This window comes from Ruegeria sp. CDSB086 (assembly GCF_059611065.1).
Genome location: NZ_JBXWOV010000001.1, coordinates 477626 through 498537, shown reverse-complemented (window position 1 = coordinate 498537; position 20912 = coordinate 477626). Strand labels below are relative to the sequence as shown.

Annotated in this window: 26 protein-coding genes and 1 other RNA gene; 13 read left to right on the top strand and 14 right to left on the bottom strand. The window is 56.2% G+C overall.

Annotated elements, in window-relative coordinates:
* Positions 1-2 precede the first annotated feature (2 nt).
* From dxr to AC2FIO_RS02400, 9 genes are all read right to left on the bottom strand, one after another.
* The gene (gene dxr / locus AC2FIO_RS02440) at positions 3-1175 is read right to left on the bottom strand and encodes a 1-deoxy-D-xylulose-5-phosphate reductoisomerase (RefSeq protein ID WP_496695409.1); all 1173 of its coding nucleotides are present in this window, start codon (positions 1173-1175) and stop codon (positions 3-5) included.
* The gene (locus AC2FIO_RS02435; RefSeq protein WP_496695407.1) at positions 1175-1957 is read right to left on the bottom strand and encodes a phosphatidate cytidylyltransferase; all 783 of its coding nucleotides are present in this window, start codon (positions 1955-1957) and stop codon (positions 1175-1177) included. The genes dxr and AC2FIO_RS02435 overlap by 1 nt, the downstream gene beginning before the upstream one ends.
* Positions 1954-2685 (bottom strand): undecaprenyl pyrophosphate synthase, encoded by a 732-nt coding sequence (uppS, locus tag AC2FIO_RS02430; RefSeq protein WP_282118480.1) that lies wholly within the window; start codon positions 2683-2685, stop codon positions 1954-1956. Before uppS ends, AC2FIO_RS02435 begins: the two co-directional genes overlap by 4 nt.
* Positions 2686-2694: 9 nt before the next feature.
* Complete coding sequence (gene frr, locus AC2FIO_RS02425; RefSeq protein WP_058271567.1) at positions 2695-3258, bottom strand: ribosome recycling factor; 564 nt, start codon at positions 3256-3258, stop codon at positions 2695-2697.
* Between the two features lie 185 nt (positions 3259-3443).
* The gene (acuI, locus tag AC2FIO_RS02420; RefSeq protein ID WP_472723727.1) at positions 3444-4439 is read right to left on the bottom strand and encodes an acryloyl-CoA reductase; all 996 of its coding nucleotides are present in this window, start codon (positions 4437-4439) and stop codon (positions 3444-3446) included.
* Positions 4440-4496: 57 nt separating this feature from the next.
* Positions 4497-5600, bottom strand: a complete 1104-nt coding sequence (locus AC2FIO_RS02415; RefSeq protein WP_496695404.1) for a dimethylsulfoniopropionate demethylase — start codon at positions 5598-5600, stop codon at positions 4497-4499.
* Positions 5601-6107 (bottom strand): DinB family protein, encoded by a 507-nt coding sequence (locus AC2FIO_RS02410; protein WP_496695402.1) that lies wholly within the window; start codon positions 6105-6107, stop codon positions 5601-5603.
* Positions 6107-6811, bottom strand: coding sequence for a DUF1326 domain-containing protein (locus AC2FIO_RS02405; RefSeq protein ID WP_058271563.1), 705 nt, complete (start codon positions 6809-6811; stop codon positions 6107-6109). Before AC2FIO_RS02405 ends, AC2FIO_RS02410 begins: the two co-directional genes overlap by 1 nt.
* Before the next feature lie 4 nt (positions 6812-6815).
* On the bottom strand, positions 6816-7607 hold the full coding sequence (locus tag AC2FIO_RS02400) for a DUF2182 domain-containing protein (protein ID WP_282168353.1): 792 nt from the start codon (positions 7605-7607) through the stop codon (positions 6816-6818).
* 86 nt (positions 7608-7693) lie between these two features.
* Here AC2FIO_RS02400 and AC2FIO_RS02395 point away from each other — a divergent pair, with 86 nt between their 5' ends.
* The 7 genes from AC2FIO_RS02395 (at position 7694) to AC2FIO_RS02365 (ending at position 12438) form a co-directional block, all read left to right on the top strand.
* Positions 7694-8425 (top strand): FadR/GntR family transcriptional regulator, encoded by a 732-nt coding sequence (locus AC2FIO_RS02395; protein ID WP_058271561.1) that lies wholly within the window; start codon positions 7694-7696, stop codon positions 8423-8425.
* A 10-nt stretch (positions 8426-8435) separates the two neighbouring features.
* Positions 8436-8798 (top strand): DUF4345 family protein, encoded by a 363-nt coding sequence (locus AC2FIO_RS02390; RefSeq protein ID WP_282168354.1) that lies wholly within the window; start codon positions 8436-8438, stop codon positions 8796-8798.
* 36 nt (positions 8799-8834) lie between these two features.
* Positions 8835-9180: a transfer-messenger RNA gene (gene ssrA, locus AC2FIO_RS02385) on the top strand.
* Positions 9181-9279: 99 nt separating this feature from the next.
* Positions 9280-9711 (top strand): ester cyclase, encoded by a 432-nt coding sequence (locus AC2FIO_RS02380; RefSeq protein ID WP_282168355.1) that lies wholly within the window; start codon positions 9280-9282, stop codon positions 9709-9711.
* Between the two features lie 126 nt (positions 9712-9837).
* Complete coding sequence (locus AC2FIO_RS02375) at positions 9838-10650, top strand: chromate resistance protein ChrB domain-containing protein (protein WP_496695399.1); 813 nt, start codon at positions 9838-9840, stop codon at positions 10648-10650.
* On the top strand, positions 10647-11900 hold the full coding sequence (gene chrA / locus AC2FIO_RS02370; protein ID WP_109311561.1) for a chromate efflux transporter: 1254 nt from the start codon (positions 10647-10649) through the stop codon (positions 11898-11900). The genes AC2FIO_RS02375 and chrA overlap by 4 nt, the downstream gene beginning before the upstream one ends.
* Positions 11901-11976: 76 nt before the next feature.
* Positions 11977-12438, top strand: coding sequence for an SspB family protein (locus tag AC2FIO_RS02365; RefSeq protein WP_058271556.1), 462 nt, complete (start codon positions 11977-11979; stop codon positions 12436-12438).
* A 33-nt stretch (positions 12439-12471) separates the two neighbouring features.
* Here AC2FIO_RS02365 and AC2FIO_RS02360 read toward each other — a convergent pair whose 3' ends face one another.
* Positions 12472-13035 carry a hypothetical protein gene (locus tag AC2FIO_RS02360; RefSeq protein ID WP_348774488.1) on the bottom strand — a complete coding sequence of 188 codons (564 nt, stop codon included), beginning with the start codon at positions 13033-13035 and terminating at the stop codon, positions 12472-12474.
* A 207-nt stretch (positions 13036-13242) separates the two neighbouring features.
* Between AC2FIO_RS02360 and fumC the strand changes: the two genes are divergently transcribed.
* From fumC to AC2FIO_RS02335, 5 genes are all read left to right on the top strand, one after another.
* Complete coding sequence (gene fumC / locus AC2FIO_RS02355; RefSeq protein ID WP_109311562.1) at positions 13243-14634, top strand: class II fumarate hydratase; 1392 nt, start codon at positions 13243-13245, stop codon at positions 14632-14634.
* Positions 14631-15155: a gamma subclass chorismate mutase AroQ gene (gene aroQ, locus AC2FIO_RS02350; protein ID WP_282151149.1), complete on the top strand. Its 525-nt coding sequence runs from the start codon at positions 14631-14633 to the stop codon at positions 15153-15155. Before fumC ends, aroQ begins: the two co-directional genes overlap by 4 nt.
* On the top strand, positions 15152-15328 hold the full coding sequence (locus AC2FIO_RS02345) for a DUF4169 family protein (protein ID WP_282151148.1): 177 nt from the start codon (positions 15152-15154) through the stop codon (positions 15326-15328). Before aroQ ends, AC2FIO_RS02345 begins: the two co-directional genes overlap by 4 nt.
* On the top strand, positions 15325-15543 hold the full coding sequence (locus tag AC2FIO_RS02340; protein WP_058277874.1) for a ribbon-helix-helix domain-containing protein: 219 nt from the start codon (positions 15325-15327) through the stop codon (positions 15541-15543). The genes AC2FIO_RS02345 and AC2FIO_RS02340 overlap by 4 nt, the downstream gene beginning before the upstream one ends.
* 64 nt (positions 15544-15607) lie before the next feature.
* Positions 15608-16210 carry a DNA-3-methyladenine glycosylase I gene (locus AC2FIO_RS02335; protein ID WP_496695395.1) on the top strand — a complete coding sequence of 201 codons (603 nt, stop codon included), beginning with the start codon at positions 15608-15610 and terminating at the stop codon, positions 16208-16210.
* A gap of 3 nt (positions 16211-16213) precedes the next feature.
* Here AC2FIO_RS02335 and AC2FIO_RS02330 read toward each other — a convergent pair whose 3' ends face one another.
* The 4 genes from AC2FIO_RS02330 to AC2FIO_RS02315 all read right to left on the bottom strand — a co-directional run bounded on the left by AC2FIO_RS02330 (position 16214) and on the right by AC2FIO_RS02315 (position 20544).
* Positions 16214-17095, bottom strand: coding sequence for a fructose bisphosphate aldolase (locus tag AC2FIO_RS02330; RefSeq protein WP_282151146.1), 882 nt, complete (start codon positions 17093-17095; stop codon positions 16214-16216).
* 72 nt (positions 17096-17167) lie between these two features.
* A complete protein-coding gene (locus AC2FIO_RS02325; protein WP_496695393.1) occupies positions 17168-18517 on the bottom strand; it encodes a cytochrome P450 in 1350 nt (449 codons plus the stop codon).
* Entirely contained in the window at positions 18514-19728 is a 1215-nt protein-coding gene (locus tag AC2FIO_RS02320; protein ID WP_496695391.1) for a hypothetical protein, read from the bottom strand. The genes AC2FIO_RS02325 and AC2FIO_RS02320 overlap by 4 nt, the downstream gene beginning before the upstream one ends.
* A gap of 63 nt (positions 19729-19791) precedes the next feature.
* The gene (locus AC2FIO_RS02315; protein WP_058271899.1) at positions 19792-20544 is read right to left on the bottom strand and encodes a cytochrome c biogenesis CcdA family protein; all 753 of its coding nucleotides are present in this window, start codon (positions 20542-20544) and stop codon (positions 19792-19794) included.
* A 105-nt stretch (positions 20545-20649) separates the two neighbouring features.
* On the opposite strand from AC2FIO_RS02315, the gene AC2FIO_RS02310 reads away from it, so the two are divergent.
* Positions 20650-20883 carry a sulfurtransferase TusA family protein gene (locus AC2FIO_RS02310; protein WP_282118499.1) on the top strand — a complete coding sequence of 78 codons (234 nt, stop codon included), beginning with the start codon at positions 20650-20652 and terminating at the stop codon, positions 20881-20883.
* Positions 20884-20912 lie beyond the last annotated feature (29 nt).

Sequence of the window (20912 nt, the reverse complement as noted above, 5' to 3'; positions counted from 1 at the left end):
TTTTATCCTGCTCGTTGGATGACGATGTCATCTACCCATGTACGTGCCAAATGGTCCGTTTGCAGCACGTTATCAAGAGTTAAAGGGGCATCAATAAGGCCACCTGCGGCCTCGAATCTGTCCAGAACGGCCTCGACTATGTCGGCCATCTGAAGGAAACCTATTTCGCGCGCGACGAACCGATCCAACGCCCGTTCTTTGGCGGCGTTGAACACAGCACCTGACAGGCCGCCGCGTTCCATCACGGCGCGCGCCAAGCGCAGCGCGGGATACCGCGCCTCATCGGGTTCACTGAACCTCAGTTGCCCAAGTTTGCCAAGGTTCAACCGTTCGACCGGCAAACCCTTCCGGTCGGGCCAGTGGAGAGCGTACCCGATGGCATGGCGCATATCCGGGGCGCCCATATGGGCCATGACAGCGCCGTCCTGGAACCCAACTAAGGCATGAACGATGGATTCCGGGTGCACCAGCACTTCGATCTGATCCGGAGACACGCCGAAGAATTCTTTGGTTTCAATCAGCTCCAGCGCTTTGTTGAACATTGACGCGCTGTCGATTGTGATCCGCTGCCCCATATCCCAGTTCGGATGGCTCGAGGCTTGCTCGACTGTTGCATGCGCTAGCTTGCTCAGTGGCCAATCGCGGAACGCGCCGCCACTTGCTGTGATGATGATACGCTCGACCGCAGACATATCCTCGCCGACAAGCGCCTGAAATACGGCTGAATGTTCGCTGTCGACCGGCAAAAGTCGCGCATTGTTCGCTTTGGCCGTCTCAAGAACCAACGCACCGGCGCAGACAAGCGTTTCCTTATTGGCCAACGCCAACGTGCCGCCCTGCCTGAGCACTTCAAGGCCCGGTTCCAGACCGGCGGCGCCCACAATGGCCGACATAACCCAATCGGCAGGCCGTGCCGCAGCTTCCGTCAGCGCATTTTGACCAGCGGCCACTTTGACGCCCGAGCCCGCAAGGGCCGTGCGCAGATCATCCAACCGGTCTTCATAGGCCGTAACTGCCACATCGGCGTTCAAACGCCGGGCATCTTCCGCCAGCTTTTCGATATTCGCCCCGCCCGTCAGAGCGACGACGTCATAGGACGCGGGGTCGCGATCAATCAGATCAATCGTATTTTGCCCAATTGATCCGGTCGCGCCGAAGATTGAGATTTTGCGCATCACATCGCTCCGGGGGAATAGAGAATCCCGGCTATCAAAACGAACAGGGCCGCGCCCATCATGCCGTCAAAGCGATCCAGAAACCCGCCATGACCTGGTATCAGGTTCGAGCTGTCTTTGACCGTAAATTTGCGCTTTGTTGCGCTTTCGACAATGTCCCCGGCCTGGCTGGCCATCGACGCAAGCACCGAAATTACCACAAACATGACGCCAAAGCCGGCATGAACGGCAAAGATCGTGCCAACCAAAGCTGCTGCTGCCCACCCGCCTGCGGTGCCCGACCATGTTTTCTTTGGGCTGACCTTAGGCCAGAACTTAGGGCCGCCAAAGGTTTTGCCAACAAAGTATCCTGCAACATCCGTTGCCACGACCACCGAGATAAGCCAGACCATCCAGCCGAACCCCATGTTTTCGCGGATTGAGATGAAGCCCAGACCCGATGCAGCAATCCAGAAAGCGAAAAGCGCGTAGATCCCCTTGGATCGACTGATCTGCCCTGCTCCGACCAAGGCCGGCGCAAGCAGGAATGGCAGCGTATAAAGCGGCGGAAGATGATAGCTAAGAACGACAGCAACACCGGTGAGGATGCCCAACTGGATCGCCACACCATTGCGGTCCGGATCGATCATCCGCACCAGTTCCCAAGTCATCAATCCGCAGGCGATTGCGATAAAGCCTTCGAACCACAGGCCGCCCAGCCACACTTCGACCGAGCCGATGCACACAAGCACCGCAGCAGACAGAACACGGGCGGTTAGGTCAGACCATCGGCCCTCGCTCATGCCGGAACCGCTCCGAACCGCCGGTCACGGCTTCCAAAGTTTCGGCACAGCCGTTCCAGCTCGGCCGAGGTGAAGTCGGGCCAGAGCGTGTCGATGAATTCGTATTCCGAATAGGCCGATTGCCACAAAAGAAAGTTGGATATACGGGCTTCGCCGCTGGTCCGGATCACCAAATCCGGATCGGGAAGAACATGTGTATCCAAATACTTGGGCAGGGTTTCCTCGTCCACATCTTCGGGGCGCAAGCGACCTTCGGCGACGTCACGCGCCAACCGTTTGGTCGCCCGGGCAACTTCATCCCGCCCGCCATAATTTAACGCAATGGTCAGATGCACCAGGTCGTTGTGTTGAGTTGCAGCCTCTAAAGTGTCCATCAGTTCGGTCAGCTTGGAATCTAGCCGAACCCGATCACCAATAAAGCGTACGCGCACACCGGCTTTGGTCAAGTTGCGTGCTTCTTTGATGATGTACCGTCGAAACAGGCTCATCAAGCCGGCGACTTCCACCTGGGTCCGTTTCCAATTCTCGGTCGAGAAGGCAAAGACGGTCAGATACTTGATGCCCAATTCCGGACAGGCCTCAACCACTTCTCGTACCCGCCGGGCACCGGCCTGATGCCCAAACAGCCTGGGCCGGTTGCGCGCCTGCGCCCAACGCCCGTTCCCATCCATTATGATGGCTACGTGGCGTGGCCCGATAGCGGGTGAGGGTTGAGTTGTGTCAGGCATAATGCGGGCTCAGACCTGCATGATCTCGGCCTGCTTGGTTTCAAGCGCGGCGTCTACGTTCTTGATCATCTGGTCGGTCAGGTCCTGGACTTCACTTTCCCAGAACTTCTGATCGTCTTCTGACATGCCGTCAGCCTTGGCTTTCTTGATCTGGTCCATGCCATCGCGACGGACGTTACGGATCGAAACACGGGCGTGCTCGGCATATTGCCCGGCAACCTTGCCCAGCTCGCGGCGGCGTTCTTCGTTCAATTCGGGGATCGGCAGCATGATGATGGTGCCGTTCAGCTGGGGGTTGATGCCCAGACCGCTTTCACGGATCGCTTTTTCAACCTTGCCCACCAGGCCTTTGTCCCAAACATTCACCGTCACCATACGCGGTTCGGGGACGTTTACGGTACCGACCTGATTGATTGGGGTCATCGACCCATAGGCATCAACCATAACTGGTTCCAGCATCGACGCCGACGCACGGCCTGTTCGTAGTGAAGCGAATTCGGTTCTAAGGTTACCCATGGCGCCATCCATACGGCGCTTCAGATCGTCGGTGTCTAGTTCAAAATCGTCAGACATGCTGCTCACTCCCCGTCTTCAGGTGATGTTTGCAAGGCTCATAGTCCATCGCAATTGGGATGTATAGCAATGATGATCCGGAATTGAGCCAATGACCAGAGGTGTTTCTGGCATTTTCGGGTTCTTTCAATGGCAACTGAACCGGCCAACATTGATGTCAGCCGGTTCGATCATGTGCATAGGAATCAGGCGTTTACATCGACAACAACACGGCCTTTGACCTGCCCTTTTAAGATATCCGCACCCAATTGAGGCAGATCGCTCAGCGTCGCGGGATGAACCATTGCCTCAAGCTTGTCCATCGGCAGGTCGGTTGCGACGCGTTGCCATGCGCGAACCCGGTTGTCATAGGGCTGCATCACACTATCGATGCCCAACAGGTTGACACCGCGCAACAGGAACGGAATGACGCTTGCAGGCAGCCCTGCCCCTCCGGCCAGACCAACGGCTGCGACTGAGGCGCCATATTTCATCTGCCCCAGTACACGGGCCAACATCTCGCCCCCCACTGCGTCAATGCACCCGGCCCAGGACTCGCTTTCCAACGGGCGTTTTACGGTTTCATTGAGATCCTCGCGTGGGACAATCGTGGTGGCGCCGAGTGATTTCAGATATTCACCCGCCTCTGGTCGACCTGTCACGGCAGCCACCTCATAACCTAAATTGGCCAGAATGGCGGTCGCAACCGAACCAACACCGCCAGCGGCCCCGGTGACTAGCACTGGACCATGTCCCGGCTGCATGCCTTGATCCTCAAGTGCCATAACCGCCAACATCGCTGTGAAACCGGCCGTGCCCACTGCCATGGCCTGACGCGTGTCCAGACCTTCGGGCAAGGGAACCAGCCAGTCGGCCAGGGCGTTGGCTTTTTGGGAATATCCGCCCCAATGCGCTTCACCCACGCGCCAGCCGGTCAGAACGACCTTGTCGCCCGGCTTATAGCGATCGTCCGAGGACGCCTCGACCGTGCCGCTGTAATCAACGCCGGGCACGTGCGGATAGCTGCGCACCAGCCCGCCGCCCTTCGGCGACATACAAAGGCCGTCCTTGTAGTTCACGGTTGAATACTCAACAGCGATTGTCACTTCGCCATGAGGCAGATCCCCAACGGAAAGCTGTTTGACCGAAGCGCTTGCCAGTCCGCTGTCTTCGTCCTTATCCATTACCAACGCATTGAACATTTAACTTTCCTTTCTTTTCAATCAGTCACCAGCCAGTGCTGATCCGAGATATGTCGTTCAAATCCAGAATTTATCCCGCACGGTTGCGCCACGCATTCCGTCCGGTGTTTCAATTTCGATCCGTGTGCCGGGTTCCCAATGGCTCAGCTTGACCATTCCAATTGAAACATTGGTGTTGAAATCCGGGGACCAAGCGGCCGACGTAATCTGGCCAATCCGCTTGCCTGCAGCCACTACCGGCCAAGGGCGGTCGCATGGTGGTACAGCGTCGCCGTCGATTGCAATCGGACGGATTTGTTGCACCGGGCCCTCCTTGGCCACGCGCAGCAGAGCGTCTCGGCCAATACAACCGATTGCCGTATGGGTGTTACAGAACTTGCCCAAACCGCATTCGTGAGGGGTGTTGTCGTCGGTCATGTCGTTGCCGTATGACAGTAACCCACCCTCAATCCGTTCGATTAGATTGGGACAGCCCGCGCGGACGTGCAGGTCTTCGCCCGCCGCAAACAGCGCATTCCACAAGGGCATACCGATGTCCGAACCCTCGACATAGACTTCGAAACCACCTTGTTTGGAATAACCAGACCGTGCGATTGCGAGTTCACGCCCCTCGAACTCGAACTTGTCGAACTTGAAAAAGCGAATGTCACGCACACGGTCGCCAAAGACACGGGCCAGCAGGTCATCCGCCTTCGGCCCCTGTATCGCCAGCGGAGACACATCGGGTTCGTCGACCAGCACATCCAGACGGTATCCGTTGGCAATGCCCTTGACCCAAAGCAGCAAGTCACTGTCGGCAATCGAAATCCACCACCGATCTTCCGAGAGCTTCACCGCCACAGGATCATTCAGCATTCCCCCTGTTTCATCGACAATGGGAACGTAAAAGCACTGACCGGGCAGCATCCTCCGCAGATCCCGTGGCGTCAGCATTTGCATCAGCCGCGCGGCATCCGGCCCACGCAGTTCGACCTGCCGTTCACATGAGACATCCCAAACCTGCACATGGCTTTTCAAGTGCCGGTAGTCTGCTTCGACGGATTCGAAAACAGTGGGCAATAACATACGGTTATAGACCGTATATCCTTTAACCCCAGCAGCTTCGACACCATCCGAAAAAGGTGTTCGGCGCAGGCGACGCGAGAGTGAGATCTGAGCCACTTAAGCCTCCTCAGGCAGAAAAACCAGATCGCTCACCGGAGCGGCCGAACCCGTCTCAGTCAGCATCTGATGAAGCTGGCCCCGGTGATGTGTTTGGTGGTTGAAAAAATGAATGACGCATTGCGCATACGGCTTCGTGACATCGGCTTCTTTGGCGGCCGAGAACCATGTGAACGGGCCGCGCAGGTCCTCGTCATTCAAGGACGCGGCCCATTGGGTTGTCCGCTGGTCAATCTGATCGCGCAGCGGCAACCATTCTGCCAGATCGATGCACAGTGACGGGCTTTCCGGGATACCGCCGCCGGGACCTTGCCCCTTGTCAAACCGCGACATCCATTTCCAGTCCCCCCAAAGCAAATGATTTGCCGTGCCCAGTATCGAACCAAAAAACGCTCCGCGCTCGCGGGTCAGTTCCTCATTCGAAAGTTCGGCAAGAAACCCCTTCAACTGGCTGTTTTGCCATTGATTATATCGGGCCATTTCTTGCGCATAGGCGGCGGTGATCATCACTTTGGCCCATGCCAGTCAATTGGGCAAATTTCGGCAGATTTACCGCCAAAGTCCCAGACACGGCCGTAGTCGCGTACCTTGGACTTGGTGCCGCGGGCCACGATGATGTCCGGACCCATCCAATATTTCGAATTTGACACCATGACCGGATGCTCGGGGTCCTTGCCGCCCAGCATCTCAATCTCACCCTGAATTTTGCGGCCGATCGCGATGCGACGTTTGGTGCCGTCGCGCTCAATCTGAACCGGAGCGCGCTCGGCCCCGATAATCTCGCTGACCAGCATGGTAAACAAACCGGTGGTCCCGCCCGCTTGACCGCTGAAGATTTGCAACAGCCCGTTGTAGGCCTTGCCGCTGGCACGCTCATCGACATAAGCGGCCACTTTCCACTGTCCTTCACCCATTCGGCCCGGAATATCGACCAGCAGCCCGACATTCAGTCCGGACAGGTCTTCGCCTTCATAGTGGCCCTCATCAACGATAATTCCCATCCACGCGTGGCAATGTCCCTCGGTCGGAGGATGCGCGCCCAATGATACCACGCAGGGGCAGAATACATCGCACGAGCAGTTCAGGATCAATTCGCCTTTGATTGCCCAATCTGTCGGGCTCATCTCGCGCCGCTTGGGATTAGGCATACGGCTGTCAATGCGCTGACTGATCGGCAGCTTGTCGGCCTCGGGTTTTCTGTTCTTAGCCATAGGCTTATCCTCCGTAGCTTATTGGATAGACGAGCAGAACAAGACCGCCCGCAATCAATGCAAATCCCATCGGTCGGGTCACTGCGTGCCCGATCTGGGGTAGTTTCTCCAAAACCATGAACAGGGTCGCGAGACCCATCCACAACAGGCTCATGACACCGCCAACAAAACCAAGCGCCATGAAGCCCCAGCAGCAGCCCACACAGAATGCGCCCAATCCCAGCCCCATGCGCAATCCGCCAGTGAACCCGGTTTTCCAGTGCCCCAGAAAATAGGTCATGGGGGCATGGCAGACGCCGTGGCAGAGCTCTTTCGCGCGGGTGAACTGAAATGCGCCGACGGCGATCATTAGGCCGCCTGCGAAATACCCGGATTTGCCGATGCCCAGCATGTCCACGACCCCACCAAACAACAGCGCCAACTGAACACCGGTGATCAAAGCTGCAAAGCCAACCCAGACGACCAGATACCCGGACAGAACACCCAACCAACCCGCCCGCGAGCCATTGGCGCTGCGGATCAGATCGTCATAGCTGCGCAACGTCGGCACGAGCGTCGGCAGCATCATCGCCGCCATCATGATAGCCCACATCCAGAACAGCGGGCCAAACTCGGCCATGGGCATATACATGTCCATGCGCGGGTCCATGGCCGCCATGGCTTGACCCATTGGGCCGGGGCGACCGATCCAATCCAGATCCATGTCGCGGCTCATGGTGAACATGACCCACCACGCGGACAGGATCAGGGCATAAAACCCCAGCCAAAATGCTGTGCGTAGAACTGTGCGACTCACGCGCTCCTCCCGACTCAGTCCTTGCTTTTCAAATGTCAGACTTTTAAATGTCAGACAAATAAAAATTCACCAACGGTCCCCAGAATATGAAAATTGACCCCAAGAAGCCTGCTGATCTGTCTGCGCAGATCGCTCAGGCCATTCGTGACGCAATCATCTCGGGCGAATTGATCGTGGATGAACGTTTGCCCTCCGAGGCGGAATTGTCCGAGCAATTCCAGGTATCTCGCCCAACCGTGCGGGAGGCATTGAAGCGTCTTGCAGCGCAATCCCTGATCCGCACGCAACGTGGTGCAAGCGGTGGTGCATTTGTGAACCGGTTAAGTTTCGAGGGCGCGTATTCCCAACAGATCACGACCTCGACCCTGCTACTGTCGATGAATGCAGTCAGTTTCGACACCGCCTGCGAAGCGCGCTTCGCGCTCGAACGCGCCTGCGCCGCCTTGTCCGCACAGCGCCGTACAGCGGATCAGTTGGCCACCATGCGAGCCGAAGTTCACCGCCAATCCCAACCCGGCCTGACGGATGAGGCATTCTGCGCCTCGGACGTGGCGTTTCACCGGGCGCTGGTTGATGGTGCCGGCAATCCCGTACTGTCTTATCAACTGGCCGGCGCGGTCGAAGCCATGCAGCCGCTGATGAACATGATCACTTTCACAGCGCGGTCCCGGGAAGCAATTATTGCCTTCCACAATCAGATCGCCGACGCGCTGGAAGATCGCGACTCGACCAAAGTGGACGCGACGCTAGTTGAGCTTGAGAGCTACACAAGACAATTGGCGCAAGACGTGGCGCAGCAGCGACGTAATCCGGCGTAAGGAAAATGAAATGACCACCGCTTTGAACGTGATTGCAGCCCTCATGACCATTGGGTTCGGCCTGTTCGGGTTTCTCGCGCCCAGCTTTACCATGGGCGCGCTGGATCTGAGCACCACCAACAGCAACATGGGGCTGAGCGAGATGCGTGCTTCGGTCGGCGGGCTTTTCGTCGTCACTGGCGTGGCTGTTTTGTTCCTCAACAACCCGATGGCCTACGCCATGCTGGGGGTTGTCTACGCGGGCGCGGCATTGGGCCGGTTTGTTTCGGTTTTTCTGGACAACCCACCACTGGTCAAGGCGGCTACTTTTGGTGGAATCGAACTGGTTCTTGCACTTTGGCTGATACTGGCCAACATCAATAGGGCCGCCTAACCCACTGTAATTATTTCCAACGCCCGGCAAGATTCCCGGTTTGCATCCGGCCGCTGGCTCACCTATATAGGGTATGTCCTTCGGGACTATGGACATAAACGCGCTCGTAATAAGCGGATCGGACCCGGGGGCGGTACCCGGCGGCTCCACCAACATCCTTCATTTGGGGATCATGGGGCCGAAATAGGATCGACGAACGTCTAAAGGGGTTAGCTTTGTCTCGGCGGGGTGCCACCGTATCGGCCCGAAAAGTACAATTGCAAATGACAATCGTGCTCCGGTTGCAGTTGCTGCGTAAGCAGTAGCAAGACCGAAACTTAAGCCCTTGCGCCTAGCCGCGTAAGGCGGGGTTCGCAGGTACCTGGCAACAGAAACCTGCACCTTCCACTTAAAGTCTGAGTTTTTCGCTGAGCATGTTCATGTTCAGAGTTTTTTCACTATTTGGTCTCATGCTTACCCCAGCAGAATAAGGAGAGCTGGGATGTCGCACGCAGATCTACTCAGAGAGTGGTATTCCGAGGTTTGGGAAAACGGCAATACCGACGCGATTGACCAATATTTCGCCCCCGAAGCCATGGCTGAAGGGCTTATTCCGGAAATGCAGGTCGGTGCGGATGATTTCCGGGATCTGGTCATGGCCTTTCGCCATATCCTTGGGGACATTCAGGTCGATATGCCCAAAATCATCGAAAACGGCGATTGGGTATCCGCCATCATTCACCTGCGCACAACGCGCGCCGATAATGGTGCCCCGCTTCAAGCCACGGGCAGCGTCATGGGGCGGATTAAAAACGGGCGCATGGTTGAAGCGTATAACCAGTTCGATTTCATCTCACTCTTCGAACAGCTTGGCCAGTTCCCGCAGGACACCTTGCCTGTGTGTATGACCGGTCAAAGGCTGGATTGGGCTTGACCATATAAGCAATCTTGACCCCCTCAGCGCTTACGCGGTAGCAAGTGCCATGGGGTAAGATTGCGAACACCCCGTGAGGCGTCAGCCCAAGTTTCGCATGTATCCGACAAAACTAGGAGACATGCTGTGCCCGCACCAAACTCGATCACCCCAAAGCAATTGTTAAGACTGATCGGCACGCCGCAATCCCCCATACTGATTGACATCTGTATGGATGCGGATTTTGAGGCTGACCCCTATCTTATCCCAGGCTCTATACGCCATCCTGCGAAGGATATCGAAGGGCTGGTCAACCTGATCGGTGACCGACCTGCAGTCGTAATTTGCCAGAAAGGCAAAAAGCTCAGCCAAGCCGTCGTTTCTTTGTTGCGGGGCGAAGGTGTGCAGGCCGAGTATCTGGAGGGCGGCATGTTTGCGTGGCGAGACATACCGGACGCTCCGCGTGTGCCTGCGAAAGCGTTGTCGATGCAGCCCAAAGGTTCCCTTTGGGTGACCCGGCACCGACCAAAGATCGATCGCATCGCCTGCCCTTGGCTGATCCGGCGGTTTGTGGACCCAAAAGCCCGGTTCCTGTTTGTTGCCCCGTCGGAAGTCGACGCCACCGCTGCAATATTTGACGCGACCCCTTTTGACATCGAAGGCGCTCATTGGAGCCACCGGCAAGACAAATGCACCTTTGACACCATGCTGGACGAATTCGCACTGCACACGCCCGCGCTGGATCGGCTTGCAACGATCGTTAGGGCCGCAGACACCAATCGCCATGAACTCGCACCAGAAGCCGCCGGGTTGCTTGCAGTCTCTGTCGGGTTGTCCCGGCAATACCGTGACGATCACGAAAACCTTGATGCAGGAATGTATCTGTACGATGCGTTGTATCGCTGGGCGCGCGACGGGTTTGAAGAACAACACGACTGGCCAATGGATCGCAAATCATGACCCCGACCCTATCGGAGCTGGTCCGTATCTTTGGTCGCATCGGGCTTTTGTCCTTTGGGGGGCCTGCGGCGCAAATCTCACTGATGCATCAGGAATTGGTGGAAAAACGTCCGTGGCTGGACGAACAATCGTATCTGCGGGCGCTGTCTCTTTGCATGCTATTGCCTGGTCCCGAGGCCATGCAACTTGCCACATATGCCGGCTGGCGGCTGCGCGGCGTGACCGGAGGGTTGATCGCTGGCGGCCTGTTCGTCATTCCCGGCGCGTTGATCATCGCCGTTTTAGTCGGGCTTTACGCAGCTTTTGGGGACCTGCCTCTGGTTCAGGCCGCTTTCCTTGGGGTGAAGGCAACGGTCATTATCATTGTTCTTCAGGCGCTTAGAAACCTGTCACGCAAAGCCCTGACCGACGTGGAGCACCGGGCAATCGCCGGATTGGGCTTTGTCGCAATCTTTGCCTTTAACCTGCCTTTTCCCTTGATCATTCTGGCTGCAGCGCTTTGGGGGTATCTGAGCTTCAAGGGTGAGGCCAACACCGCCCAAACGCCCCCTGCCCCAAGTGCGACGCGCCCGCTGCGCACCTGTGCAATCTGGCTGACCCTATGGCTTGGCCCATTGGTGTTGCTGAGCGTTACTGGTCAGAAATTGCTGAGCGATCTCGGGTGGTTTTTCGCCCGCCTGGCAGTTGTTACGTTCGGCGGCGCCTATGCGGTTCTGGCATATATGACCCAAACCGTCGTGGACAAATATCAGTGGATCAGCACGGATCAGATGATTGATGCGCTGGGGCTGGCGGAGACGACACCCGGTCCTCTGATCCTGGTCACACAGTTTGTGGCCATGCTGACAGGGCAGATCTCAGGCGGGATCCCTTTAGCACTTGCCGCTGGTGCGGTGGCCCTATGGGCCACGTTTGTTCCGTGTTTCCTGTGGATCTTCCTTGCCGCACCTTATCTGGACCAACTGGCCGCCCGTCCACGGCTGTCCGCAGCCCTGCACGGGATAACGGCGGCGGTTGTCGGTGTGATTCTCAACCTTTCCGTGTGGTTTGCTCTTAACGTTCTTTTCGGAACAATCCCGGAATTGGCATGGGGACCCCTAACCATCCCATGGCCCGAACTTGCAACACTCAACATAAAAGCGCTGCTTTTAACATTCATGGCCGGGGTGTTGATATTCAAGCTAAAATTCGGCATGGGAATGACCTTGGCCCTGATGGCCATGGCCGGAGTAGGATTTCATTTTCTTTGAACAATCCACCAACTCCCGGTCTTTCGTTTCCGAACGAATCCCCTATGCTTGAGATAACCACTTTTGAGGATGAAACATGTCGCAGGACATTGACTATGGAACCCTGATGCACACCGCCATGCGCGGCCTCATTCAGAAGGTTCTGACCAACGTTTCTGAAAACGGTCTGCCTGGGGCGCATCATTTCTTCATCACCTTCGACACACGGCAGGACGGAGTTGAACTGGCCGACTGGCTGCGCGAACGCTACCCCGAAGAAATGACGGTCGTCATGCAGCACTGGTTCGAAAACCTTGATGTCGGCGACAACGGTTTCGCGATCACGCTGAATTTCGGTGACGCTCCAGAACCGCTTTATATTCCGTATGATGCGATCAAAACCTTCGTGGATCCGTCGGTTGAATTCGGACTGCGTTTCGAAAGTCCGGAAGACGAAGAAGAGGTTGCGACCCATATCGTCGAAGAATCGATTGAGGTTGAGGAAACGCCGGTCCAGCAAGACGCGGATGTCGTTTCACTGGACAGCTTCAGAAAGTAGGCTCAGACTTACAAACCCCGCCTCTCGCGGGGTTTACTGTTTTTCGAGGAACGTATCGACCGAGCGGGATTTAACCCCGTTACGGAACCGCGAAAAAGACAGGTTAAGCCCACCGTCGGCCAGTGTGCGATCGAACTGCTGCAATTCATAGCCACCGTTTTCATCAATGAACAACGAAAACACCGTCAGAGTCTCGCCCTCGATCCGGCCCCAGACGAACGGTTCACCCTGCATCGGGTCCAGGGGCACCTCGTGACCAAACACATTGCGCTTCATCGCCGCTGAATACACGTCTGACCTGTCAGATTGCTTGAAATCGATCGAGAAGGATTGATCTTTGACCCGGCCATCCGGCTTATAGGTCGTGGTCTTCCAACTGACGTTGAACCCTTCTTTCGTTTCATGGATCGAAACGCTCATATCGCGTGGGGTTTCGGTACCATCATCATCAACTAAATTGGCTGAACCGACGTAATCCCCGATAAAGGGCGTGATGTCCCCGGCCTGGGCCTGAAGATTGGCAAAGACAAGCCAGAATACGGCACCCACCGCGAATGCGATAAGCCGCAGCGGATTAACCCGGTTAAATTGCAGCACCTGACCCTCCAGCGTTTTGATCTTGCCATTCTACCCCAGTCACAGGCGCACACAATGGTCCTAGTACCTGTGTATCAAAGAAAAATGCGCCACCCCAACGCCTATACCTTTGGTCGGCTTACGCTTATGGTGCGCGCAACTGGCCGATTGCGCGATGACGCCGTCACGGGTAAACGGCATACGACTGCATACTAGACGGAGTGACCGATGTCCCAGACCCGCACCGAATCCGACAGCTTTGGCCCGTTGGAAGTTCCCGCCGACAAATATTGGGGTGCACAGACTCAACGCTCGATCATGAACTTTCCGATCGGCTGGGAAAAGCAACCTGTCGCTATCGTGCGTGCGCTGGGCGTCATCAAAAAGGCCTGTGCGATGGAGAACAAAGCCATCGGCAAGCTGGATGCCAAGATCGCAGACGCCGTTATCCAGGCCGCGGGTGAAGTGATTGAGGGTAAGTTTGACGACAACTTCCCGCTGGTCGTGTGGCAAACCGGTTCGGGTACTCAGTCGAACATGAACTCGAACGAAGTGATCGCCAATCGCGCGATTGAAATCATGGGCGGTGTGATCGGCTCGAAAGAGCCTGTGCACCCGAACGATCACTGCAATATGGGTCAGTCGTCAAACGACACTTTCCCGACGGCAATGCACATCGCCACCGCCATGAGCGTGCGCGACGTATTGCTGCCCGGGCTTGAGAAATTTGCGTCGGCACTGGAAGCCAAAGCGAAAGAGTTCGCAGGAATCATCAAAATCGGCCGCACACACACTCAGGATGCGACCCCTTTGACCTTGGAACAGGAATTCGGCGGCTATGCGCACCAGATCCGTCAGGGTATCGCCCGGGTCGAAGCCGCGATGCCCGGCATCTATGAACTGGCACAAGGCGGCACAGCTGTTGGCACCGGTCTGAACACGCATGATGGCTGGGATGAGGCCGTCGCAAAGAACATGGCTGACATCACCGGCCTGCCCTTCGTTACCGCACCCAACAAATTCGAAGCGCTTGCCGCCCATGATGCTATGGTCTTCCTGTCGGGCGCGCTGGCGACTATTGCTGGCTCTTGCTACAAAATCGCCAACGACATCCGGTTCCTGGGCTCTGGCCCGCGGTCTGGCTTGGGTGAGTTGATCCTGCCGGAAAATGAGCCAGGTTCGTCGATCATGCCCGGCAAGGTGAACCCAACACAGGCCGAAGCGCTGACTCAGGTGGCAGCGCATGTAATAGGCAACGATGCGGCGATGAAGTTCGCTGGCTCACAGGGTCATTTCCAGTTGAACGTCTACAATCCAATGATGTCGTACAATCTGCTGCAATCCATTCAGCTGCTGGGTGATGCCACCGACAGCTTTACCGAGCGTATGCTGCTGGGCATCAAGGCCAATGAACCACGCATCGATAAGCTGATGAAGGAATCCCTGATGCTGGTCACGGCGCTGGCCCCGACCATCGGTTACGACAACGCCACTACTGTCGCCAAAACGGCGCATAAGAACGGCACGACCCTCAAGGAAGAGGCCATTGCGCTGGGCTTTGTTGATGAGGAGACATTCGATGCGGTCGTGCGGCCCGAGCACATGATCGGCCCCAAGTGATCGGGTGGCGTCAGCCTGCCTGCCTGTGCCTGCTTATTGCGGGCACAGCGACCTCGGCTCACGCTGACCTGTTCGACCTGATCGACTCTCGGCTGGAATGGATGCAGGACGTTGCTGCGTTCAAACACGCCAATGACCGCCCGGTCGAAGACCTTGAGCGTGAAAAAGTCGTGATTGACAAAACCTTGGAACAAGCAGCGCTTGCGGGCGTTGACCCGGACAGCGCTCAGCTGTTTTTCGAAGCGCAGATCGAAGCCGCGAAAGAGATTCAATCCTGTTGGATTGAACGGTGGACCGAAGACCAAACCTCTGTTCCCGAAAACTATGCGGATCTGACGACCGAAATACGCCCCGCTCTGTTGGATTTGGGCGGGCAAATCCTTGACACATTGTCGGATCAACCAACGGTCTCAACTGCGTCGCAGGCTGATTTTCTGGACACCGTGAATGTCGAATGCCTTTCAGATGACAGCCGTGCGGAATTGTTCGATAGTCTGACCAAAGTGAGACATGCGCAATGACGGAACCGGTCAATCTGAACAAATTTCGAAAAGAAAAAGTGCGGACCGAAAACAAGGCCCGCGCTGATCAAAATGCCGTTGCTTTTGGCCGCACCAAGGCCGAAAAGGATCTGGCAAAAAAGCAGCAACACAAGCTGAACCAAGACCACGAAGGCCGTAAGTTGGACAAATGAGCGGACGCCCGGTCAAACGATCCCTGACGCTGAAAGGCCATCGGACATCCGTATCGCTGGAAGATGAATTCTGGCAGGCGTTCCGGACCATTGCCAAGGAAAAAAACCTACCGATCAACGCTCTGGCGGCCGAAATTGATGTCGAGCGTGACCCGGACATCGGACTTGCATCGGCCATACGGGTTTTCATTCTACACTGGTATCAATCCAAGTAGATCAGTCTTGCTCTGACATCCTGAAACCGCTTACAGTAATCAGGAACAAAAGGAGTACAGGCCGGTGGTTGATACAGTTCTAGGGCCAGACGGAAAACCACGCTGCGCGTGGTGTCAGGCCGCGCCCGAGTTCTTTGACTATCACGATCAGGAATGGGGGTATCCGGTTGGTGACGACCAGCGTCTGTTCGAAAAGCTATGCCTCGAAAGCTTTCAATCCGGTCTAAGCTGGCGCACTATCCTGTCCAAGCGCGAGAACTTTCGGAAAGCTTTCAAAGCTTTTGATATCAACACAGTAGCCGCGTTTGATGATGCAGATACAAAGCGCTTGTTACAAGATGCAGGAATTGTGCGACATCGTGGAAAGATCGAGGCCGTGATTAACAACGCACGCCGCGCGAAAGAGTTAGTCGCTGCCGAAGCGTCTCTGGCCGCATATGTGTGGCGGTACGAGGCGGATACACCGCCTACCCCGCAAACCGCTTCAACGTCGCCGGAATCTGTGGCGTTGTCGAAAGACCTGAAGAAACGGGGCTGGAAGTTTGTCGGGCCGACGACCGTGTTTGCCTTTATGCAGGCAATGGGGCTGGTGAATGATCACGCCGAAGGTTGCGTCATGCGTGAAAAAGCGGCGCAGTTGCGCCGCGAATTCACCAAACCCCAATAGTGTTTAGATTGACGCGCGGAAAATCTTGTCGATGTTTCCGCCCAAGGCCGCGTTGAACTCGGCATCTGATTGCTTTTTTGACAATCCTTCGGTCAACGCGCGCGAGAAGGACGCGATCATCTTACCGTTCTGGCCCAGCAGATCGCAGGCCTGTTCCGTCGAATAACCACCCGACAGCGCAACCACGCGCAGAACACGCGGATGATCGGCCAATTCGTCATAGAGGTTAGCTTGGTTAGGGATCGTCAACTTGAGCATGATGTCCTGTCCGTCAGCCAACTGATCAAGGTTTTTCAGGATTTCAGCCTTCAGAATGTCTTCGGCTTCGGCTTTGGTGGCGGAGTTGATGTTCACCTCAGGTTCAACAATCGGAACCATTCCGGAAGCCACGACTTCACGCGCAACGTCGAACTGCTGTGCAACAACCGCCGCGATGCCTTCGGCGTTTGCCTCATGAATGACCGAGCGCTCCTTGGTCCCGAAAACACCATCGGCTTTGGCCAATGTTGCGGCCAGACCCGGGATGGGTTTCATCATCTGAACGCCATTCGCTTCGTCTTCCAAGCCTTTGTCAATCTTGAGGAAAGGTACAATGCCTTTCACTGACCACAAATAGTCGGCGACCTTCTGACCATCAATTTGCTCGCCCAGAGTGCGTTCGAAAAGAATCGCGCCGATCACTTTGTCCTTGGTGAAATCATCCGCCAGAATGATCCGCGCGCGCATTTTCTGGATTTCACCGAACATCTCTTCGTCCGAGCTGTATTCAGATGCGTCCACGCCATAAAGCGCCAGCGCCTTGGGGGTCGAGCCACCGCTTTGATCCAATGCTGCGATGAATCCTGCGCCGTTGGACATTTGTGCGCGCTGTTCTGCTGATGACATAAGACTTTCCCGTTCAATATGATTCCGCGATTTCAAACCGCATACAGCAAGGCGTGAAAGGATGGTAGTTTGTTAGCGCTCAACCAAGCGCAACCAAATTCCGTCTTTCGATCGGACGGTCAAATGCGCGACCGGAATGGGCGTTTGTCCCGCGACCAACTCGAACCGGAAGTGTCGCAGCAGCATGGATAACAAAAGCGGCCCCTCGATCATGGCGAACCCGGCACCGGGACATACGCGGGATCCTGTCGAGAATGGAATGTACGCGTTGCGCTGACAGGTCTTTCCATTCTCAGTTCCCCACCGGGTCGGATCAAATTCGTCGGGACGTTCCCAGAGCCTTTCCTGCCGATGCAGATGCCACGGACTGATCACGATTTGCGACCCTTCGGGGACATCCCTGTCCCGGAAACGTTCAGGGCAAGCCGCCTCGCGTACCATCATCGGCACGGGCGGATAAAGCCGCAGCGCTTCGCGGAATACATCCCGGCTAAGCTTTAGCCGCGACATTACAGAAAAATCGGGCGTGTCGAGCGCCGCAGCTTCCTCGGCCAGGCTGTCCTGCCATTCGGGATACATGGCCATCAGGTACAACGTCCACGCCAGTGCGGACGCGCTGGTTTCGTGCCCGGCAAGAAAGAAAATCGCCACCTGATCGACCATTTCCTGCGTGCCAAACCCACGCCCGGTTTCGGGATCACGCGTGGTCATGATCTTGGTTGCCAGATCATCCGGTGCACCACCACGAGCGATCAGTTCAGCCCGACCCGCCGTAAGACGCCGGATTAGCGCCCTGATATCCTTTGCATTCTTCTTGGTGCGTCTTGAATGCAATCGCGGCAACCATTTTGGCAGAGGGAAAAAGGCCGCAATGTTCAGAATTGGTTGTTCACGCTGATAGTTGCAAAACTTGTCAAAAACCTGAGAGGCAATTTCGTGTTCGATGGGCACCGAAAACAAGGTGCGAAAGATGACATCCGCCGCGATATGGCTGGTGACCTCTTCAAACTCAACGACACCACCTGACTGCGGACGCAACCGATCCACCGCTGCTTGACCAGCCGCGTGCATCGCCGGAAAGGTATCTTTCAAACGGCCGCCTTCGAACGCGGGATCAATGATCCTGCGCTGCCTCTTCCAGGTGTTCCCATTGGTCAGGAAGACAGAGTCCCCCAGCAACGGACGCAGCCCCTCACTTATGCGGTTAGATTTGGGAAAGTCATCAGGGCGTTTTTTCAGAACTGTGTCGATCAATTCTGGCTGATTTACCAGGTATGATCGAAAGAACGGCGTGCGAAATTCGGCCATCCAGGCGCGGTACAGCCTTTGGGGCTGGGCTGACAGAATGTCCTTGCGAAACAACCTCAGATACCGCCAAAGCGATACTTTATCAGGGCGCGAAGATGGCTTGGGCGGCGTCATGCCTTCACCGAGATGTATTTTGAGACCGGCTTATCCATCCGCGATTTCGACGGTGCCCGCCCCTCAAACCTCTGACCTAAGGTTTGAGGCCCGGCAGTGATGCGAAAATAGTCATACCGATCGGGCTTGTCGAAGGCGCAGAGATACTGGAAATGCAGGCGGAAGAATTTCCATCGCAAGTTCTTCCAGCGTTCGGGGGACAGGGTCTGTGTAAAGGCCGCAGACAGAACCAGCGGCCATTTCTTTTCGGCGGTGGCGACACCGCTGACAGAAACCGGATCGCACAGCGCAAAAGAACAACCATCGCCGGGGGCCGAGACGTCGACCCAGGTCAGGCCTTCCTGCGTGGACAAGAATTGCAAATCCGCCCTCAAACCCTGCGCCTCGGGTAGAAATGACACCATGGGCACGACCTGCCCCAATGTCAGGAACGAAAACGCGGGGCCGTTATCACGTTGACTGTTGTCGCGGATAACATCGGCCAGAACGCTGACACCCAGATGGGCCCCTGAGCTATGCCCGACGACCAGCACCTCGTCTGCGTCTGAATTCAGCGCCTCTTGGATCAACGCACCGAATGCACGCAAGCGATTGCGTAATTCAACTGGCGTCGCCCCTTTGAGTTTTGCGGAATAGGCATAGTCATGCATCAGGTAATAGGCAAAAAGCTGGCCGTCTTGCTGGCGAAACCAGCGCATCAGAGCGTAAGCGGCCCCAACTGCCAGGACTACGCCCAGCCAATCGATAAACGGCATCAAAACCCATGTCATGGCCCCGGCCAGCAAGATCGCCAACAGCAGTTGAGCCACCAACATTCCAACCGGGTACAGTGCGGCAATCACCGGTCCTTTGCGCAGCTGCATCAGGCGCCACAGCGTTCCTGAGGACATATAGGTCCATGCGGTCTGCACCAATTGCAGATAGGTCGCCGGGATCGAGTTGGACATGCTGTCACGCACCAGATCCGACCAGACCAAAACACTCACATCGGCCTGAACTTCATCATCATCCTGCCGGGAAGCGACGTGCCATCCATATGGGCCATCGTCTGACTTGGCGGACACCGAAATCTCATAACCGGATATCTCCGCCTGCAGCGAGCCTTCGGTACGATAAAGCTCACGATACCGCCGCGGCGGTATCGGGTCATAGCCGGGAATATAGAATACCCGGCGTTTACACACCCGAGGTTGATTATTCTGACTGCTCATGGCCTTACCTTCTGCAGCGCAGGTTAACGCAGGCTAAGCGTCAAGGTAAGTCAGATCAGCAGATCATCCGAAATTCGCCAGCGCCGGGAATGTCTCTAACAGCCACCAGCTGAATTCAGTGAACAGCCCTGTGATCAGCATGATGCCCACGAAGAGCAACAAGCCCCCCATCACCTTTTCGATCGTGCCCATGTAAGGCTTGATCCGGTTCATCACCGACATAGACCGGTTCAGGAACATTGCAGCAAGCAGAAATGGAATACCCAAGCCCGCAGCATAGACGCCCAACAATAGGGTTCCCCGCGCGACCGAGGCCTCGGACGCGGCCAGCGACAGGATTGCGCCCAGCTGCGGCCCAATGCACGGTGTCCAGCCAAACGCAAAGGCCAGACCAAGGATATAAGCGCCAAACACTGATCCACCAGAATCACCAGTCTCAATCCGGGCCTCGCGGTCCAGAAACGGGATGCGGAAGACATTCAGAAAATGCAGGCCAAAGACAATGACCACTGCACCAGATATCTTTGCGAATAACACCTGGTTCTGCAGGACAAACACCCCGAAGGCAGAAGCGGTGAAGCCCAGCAACAAAAACACCGTAGACAAGCCCAGAACAAAGAACAGGGCGGCCAAGGTTGCCTTGCGGCGTGCTTTCGCCTCATCCTGCATTTCGTTGATCGTCACACCGCTCATATAAGCCAGGTACGGCGGAACGATGGGCAGAACGCAGGGCGACAGAAAGCTGATCAGCCCGCCCAGCATCGCGATGAACATGGCAGGCAGCAGGCCCGCGTCTATGATATCTATTCCGAACATGTTCAAGCACATATGGTATGAGGCGGCCAACGTCACGGGGCCAATCGGTCACATCCTCGTGGTTGCACGCTGGACACCCCGTCAAAGTGGAAATATCTGAACCTTATGTCAAATCCGTCAGAAACACTCGATGCGCTGGGTCTGTTGTGCCCTCTACCCGTCCTCAAAGCGCGCAAGCGTTTGAAATCCATGCCTGCGGGGGCCGTTTTGCGCGTGCTGGCAGATGATCCTGCCGCCATAATTGATGTCCCGCATTTCTGCTCTGAGAGTGGGCACCAATTGCTGTCGCAAGAAGACGCGGACGGTCATCAGATCTATTTGATCCAGAAATCTCACTAAGATCGGGCAAAAGAAAAAGGCGGGCACTT